The sequence below is a fragment of the Propioniciclava sp. genome (assembly GCF_036744435.1).
GTDB lineage: Bacteria > Actinomycetota > Actinomycetes > Propionibacteriales > Propionibacteriaceae > Propioniciclava.
In genome coordinates this window covers 1-4,895 of record NZ_DAIOIA010000164.1, presented here as the reverse complement: position 1 = coordinate 4,895, position 4,895 = coordinate 1, and the positions used below count along the sequence as shown (strand labels likewise).

Sequence of the window (4,895 nt, the reverse complement as noted above, 5' to 3'; positions counted from 1 at the left end):
GCCGGGATGCAGCGCGCCCTTGTAGCGGATCACCCCGGCGTAGTACGGGTTCGTCAACACACGGTAGAGAGCGTTCTTCCCCAGCGGCTTCGACGGACGCTTCGGCGACGGCACCGACAGCAGGCCACGCGCGGTGAGGTCACGCAGCAGCGCAGTCACAGAGGTCTCGCCGGTGGCGTACTGCTCGAACGCCCAGACGATCAGAGGCGCGCGTTCGGGATCGACCTCGACCGTGCGTACCTCGCGGCCTCACTCGTCGGTGCGGCGCACGTTCAAGTAGCCGATGGGTGCGCGTCCGGGGGTGCCGCCCTGAGCGACCTTCTGTGTGAGCCCCTTGGTGACTTCGGCGGCCAGGTTGCGGCTGTAGAACTCAGCGATGGACGACATGATGCCGTGGACGAGCATCCCCGACGGGGTCTGGTCGATGGACTCGGTGGCGGACACGAGGGTGACCCCGGCGTTGATGAGGGCTTCGTGAATCTTCACGTCATCGGCGCGGTTGCGGGCGAGCCGGTCGAGCTTATGCACGATGCAGAAGGTGACGCGGGTCGCGGCGATGAACGCCAGCATGTCCTGCAGCCCGTCACGGTCTGCCGAGCGTGCGGACTCTCCGGCGTCGATGAACTCGCGCACGACCCGCGTCCCCAGCTCGTCGGCCTTCCGCGCGTTCGCCTCGCGCTGGGCCGGGATCGAGAAGCCTTCCTCAGTGCCGCCGCGCTCGGCCTGCTCACGCGTCGACACACGGAGGTAGGAGACGGCGAGCAGCACGGACGCATCGGCGGCCCGCTCGGACGTCGTGGTGTCGAGTGTCGCGCTGCTCATGCTGGACCTCCATTCTGGTGGTCACGTATCCGACTCATCGGTGCTGTTTGACGGTCCCGCAAATCTTGCGGGACCGTGTTCCGGGTTCGCGATCTGACGGACGCTCTCCGGGACCGGGAGCCCGTAGGGGTCTGGCTCGCCGTTCAGCCAGGCACGGTGCCGTGCCTCGGCGATGCTGAGCACCCACTCGATGAGCTTGCCCTGATCAGGCTCGTCTCGCCGCGTCGCCCGAAGGCGCAAACGCCGATCTTCAGTCCTCATGCCAGGTAGGTGCGCAGCACTTCCCAGAACCCGGATCACCGGAGTGAATTACTGCCCTCCACCGCGCCCTTGATCCGGACGACACGCCTCTTGCAGATCAAGGACCGGACTAGTTCGTATGGAATTGTTATGCCGCCAGACTACCGCTCTTCGGCTGCCTCGGGCAGAGCGAGCTTCGGCAGATGGAGCAGACCCCGCCCAAGAGCCGCTGCGAACAGTTCCTCCGCCAGAGCATCGAACTCCGGCGCGAGGAACCGTGCTGCCGCGTCCGCGACGTCGAGGTCGGCGCCTGGCTCGTCGGCCCGCAGTCGCACCACGATCACGGCACGGATGTCGTCACACCAGTCCTGGGTTGCGGTTGCCAGCGACGGGATCGCTCCAGCGACCGCGTCAGCAAGGAGCCTGACCAGGGCTTGTCCTTCCTTGCGGGCGAACAGCCGATCCAGCGCCGCCACGATAATGGCCCGTACTTCTTCAACCTCGGAACCTTCGGGCGCGGGGCTGCCGTCGAGGAACGCGATCGTGCTCGCTCGCATGCGACTGACCGCATCCAGCGCAAGCCCCTCCTTCCCCTTGCCGGGGAAGTGGTGATACATGCTCCCGTGCCCCACCCCGGAGCGTTGCTGGAACATCTGCGGGCTCGTCGCCTCGAACCCTCGTTCTGCCAGTAGCGCGCACGCCGCAGCGACGAGCTTCTGCCTCGAGTCATACGCCGGACGACCCGGCCCACGCCGCATCTCCACCATCGCACCCACTCCTCGCCTCACGGCCCAACCGGCAAGCCACCAATTTCGTACAGACTAGTACGGACCTTGATCTGCAAGACGCGTGGCAGGCTGACGGAGATGGTCGTCGCCTTGTTGAGTTCGCGGCCTCACCGACTCGATGTCGGACCCCGCCGATACGATTGGGTACTCAGACAGATGTTCGGGGGATGGAGTGCGTGGTGTTCAACTCGAAGTTGCGGAAGCGTGCCGTTGAGAGCTTCAACGAAGCGGTCGAGCGGTATGCCGCGTCGACTGGCAGGTTCGAGACTGCTGTCGCGGGGCTGTACAGCCTCCGCGTAGGGGCGGCGCAGCAGGTCGGGGCGGTCTCCGATCACATCAACGCCCTCGCGAACGTGCCCCGCGAGTTCAAGGTCTCGCTTGAGCGGACTACTGCGGAGATCCGCTCCTTCGAGGGCAAGCAGAGTGAGATCAAGAAGGCCGAGGCACAGGCGAAGCGGAACGCCAAGGGCTCTGCGGCAGGTGCGTCGCTCGGAGCGCTCGGCGTGGCGGTCGCGACCATGGGGCCGACTGTGGCGATGGGAGTCGCGACGACCTTTGGGGTTGCGTCCACCGGCACGGCCATTGCGAGCCTGTCCGGCGCCGCGGCGACGAGCGCGGCCCTTGCTTGGCTCGGTGGTGGCACGCTCGTGGCGGGCGGCGGAGGGATGGCGGCAGGCACCGCGCTCCTCGCATTGGCTGGGCCAGTCGGCTGGACGATCGCGGGCGGCGCGGCACTGGTCTCCGCAAGTGTCGGTACTGTCGCCGCTGTGAAGAACAAGAAGGCAGCCGAGGACTTGAACAAGGAGCGGCTTGAGGTCGAGGCAGCAATCCGGCGCTTCGATCAAACGACCGCCGAAGTCGAAGCGCTGCGGGAGTTGACCTTGACCCAAACGGAGCAGGTCGCCGAACTGAGCAGCCAAGTTCCCACTGCGGACTATCAGTCCTTCTCCGACGACGAGAAGCGGCTAGCGGCGGCGCTCGTAAATGCAAACCTCACCCTCGCACAGTTGATCAACAAGGAGATCGAAGTCGATGCCGAGGCATAGCACTACCGAGAACGCGGTCGCGCAGGGTATCGCTGCACAGGTCAACTACCTCGAGTCAACTCGAGTCGCGGAGTTCGCATCGACCTTGGAACGGATTCTCGTCAGCGAGACCGACGAACTGGCCAAGGTGGCGTCGCGTGAGGCTCGGGCAGTACTTCACCTAGACCTGGCACGAATCAACGCACAGGGCATAATCGACGCCAACCGTGGGGGCGCGACAGGGCTACACGGCTTCATCGCTGAGTACGCGGAAGCAGGAGTCACAAATGCAGAACGCGCGATAAACGGCATCCGACCTCTGACCCGCGTGCTGGCCGACAATGGGCCAGCCGACCTCAGCTCGTGGGGCGTCCCGGTGCAGATGAAGTTCTACGCCAACCCGTACAACGAGGTTCTTCAATCGGCGCACTACCGGGACATGAAGATGATGTTCCCCCAGAACCACTTCGAAGTCTTCGACAGAATCATGCGAGGTGAGACCTACCTCGAAGTTGATGGCTCGGCCCTGTCCGCTAAGAAGGTCAACGCAATCCGTGAGTTCATCGAGCAGGAGAGCACTGCGCGCGGAGAGCCATACACCAACTGGATGAGGCCCTCCAAGTTGGAGTACGCCGAGGTTCAACGGGGTGCGATCGGCGACACGTTGGATGAGAAGACCGCCGCCATGCGTCAACGAGCGGATGACCGGCGACAGCAGGTCAGGGACGAGTCTGACACCAAGCGGGCCAGCGCGGCTCAGCAAGCTGCGCCATCCTGGGGCGAAGCGGCAAAGGTTGCCGGTACAGCAGCCGCAGTCCAGGGGGCGCTGTCGTTCGGGGTGTACGTCTACCGCCGGCACCGTGAGGGCACCAGCATCTGGGAGTTCAGCAAGGACGACTGGCGAGAGGGCGGCATTGAGACCGCCAAGGGTGGCCTCAAGGGTGGCGTCTCGGGTCTTGCGATCTACGGACTCACCCAGGTCTGTCGGATGGGTGCACCCGCCGCCGCTGCCGTTGCCTCGGGAACGATCGGGCTCGCAACCGCTGCGGCAAACCGCAGGGCCGGAAAGCTCGACGACGATGAGTTCGCCGACCTCGTGTTCTTCAACGCGATCGAGGCAACGGGCGCTGCGGTAGGAGCAGGACTCGGCCAGGTTCTCATCCCGATCCCGATCCTCGGCGCGGTCGTGGGCTCAATCGCGGCGAGCATGATCCTCGGCCAGGGCAAGAAGTTCCTGAGCGAGGCCGAGAACGACGCAATCAGAGCGCGCGAAGCTGAAATCCAGGCGTATGTAGACGGGCTCGACGCGGAACTCCAGGCCGAATACGTTCGTATCCTCGCGGAGCACGACTACTACCGCGACCTCCAGAATCGCGCCTTCGACATCACCGCGAACGTCGAACTCCAACTCCTAGGCTCGATCGAACTCGCTCGATCTATCGGCGTGCATGAGGAACAGATTCTCCACACCCTTGCCGAAGCCGATGCCTACTTCCTCGGCGCTGCTCCGTCGCCAGTGGTGCCGTCTACACCGGAGGTCAGTGTTCCGGAGTAGCCGGGCCGGTAGGACCGCGTTGCCTCGCTGACGACTACTCGACCCACGAGTAGCAGCCGCTCACGCTGGACGCGTCTTTGCCCATACCGTGCCCCGGTGGACGTCGAAGTGATGAGCAATCGCGTTGACGCTGACACCATTGGCGCGGGCTGTTCGCATAGCGTCCACTTCCTCGTCAGTGAGTCGTGTTCGAGGTCGTTTCTTTGGTTCCGCCGACGCGCCGATCAGAGGGTCATCGGCCTCGCCTTCGGGCTCGGCATCCTCACGAGTGCCTTGATTCCACGCGGAAACAAGCCTCTCAACCCGATGTCGCCTGTTCCCGCAACGCTCCATTGCTTCCACCCAGCGTCGGCGGCGCACCGCTCCTTGCCGGGACGCGGTGCGATCAAGCCCGCGCCCCGGATCGGAGAAAGGGGCTCTTCCCAATCGAGGGTGGGTGGGTGACGGCGCGGGCTGAGCGTTGAG

General features: G+C 64.8%; 4 protein-coding genes and 1 pseudogene. 2 read left to right on the top strand and 3 right to left on the bottom strand.

Features of this window, described 5'->3' with window-relative positions:
* The 3 genes and pseudogenes from V7E09_RS14410 to V7E09_RS14400 all read right to left on the bottom strand — a co-directional run.
* Positions 1-207: pseudogene (locus V7E09_RS14410) on the bottom strand (recombinase family protein); the annotation flags it as partial.
* 42 nt (positions 208-249) lie between these two features.
* Positions 250-822, bottom strand: coding sequence for a recombinase family protein (locus tag V7E09_RS14405; RefSeq protein ID WP_324523594.1), 573 nt, complete (start codon positions 820-822; stop codon positions 250-252).
* A 401-nt stretch (positions 823-1,223) separates the two neighbouring features.
* Entirely contained in the window at positions 1,224-1,820 is a 597-nt protein-coding gene (locus tag V7E09_RS14400; protein WP_324523595.1) for a TetR/AcrR family transcriptional regulator, read from the bottom strand.
* Between the two features lie 209 nt (positions 1,821-2,029).
* Here V7E09_RS14400 and V7E09_RS14395 point away from each other — a divergent pair, with 209 nt between their 5' ends.
* Both V7E09_RS14395 and V7E09_RS14390 read left to right on the top strand, forming a co-directional pair.
* On the top strand, positions 2,030-2,896 hold the full coding sequence (locus V7E09_RS14395) for a hypothetical protein (RefSeq protein ID WP_097850927.1): 867 nt from the start codon (positions 2,030-2,032) through the stop codon (positions 2,894-2,896).
* The gene (locus V7E09_RS14390) at positions 2,883-4,430 is read left to right on the top strand and encodes a hypothetical protein (protein ID WP_257477458.1); all 1,548 of its coding nucleotides are present in this window, start codon (positions 2,883-2,885) and stop codon (positions 4,428-4,430) included. Before V7E09_RS14395 ends, V7E09_RS14390 begins: the two co-directional genes overlap by 14 nt.
* The last annotated feature ends 465 nt before the right edge of the window (positions 4,431-4,895 follow it).

Coding starts and splice junctions, on each gene's coding strand:
- V7E09_RS14405 (WP_324523594.1), bottom strand. CDS start 822: ATGAGCAGCGCGACACTCGACACCACGACGTCCGAGCGGGCCGCCGAT.
- V7E09_RS14400 (WP_324523595.1), bottom strand. CDS start 1,820: ATGCGGCGTGGGCCGGGTCGTCCGGCGTATGACTCGAGGCAGAAGCTC.
- V7E09_RS14390 (WP_257477458.1), top strand. CDS start 2,883: ATGCCGAGGCATAGCACTACCGAGAACGCGGTCGCGCAGGGTATCGCT.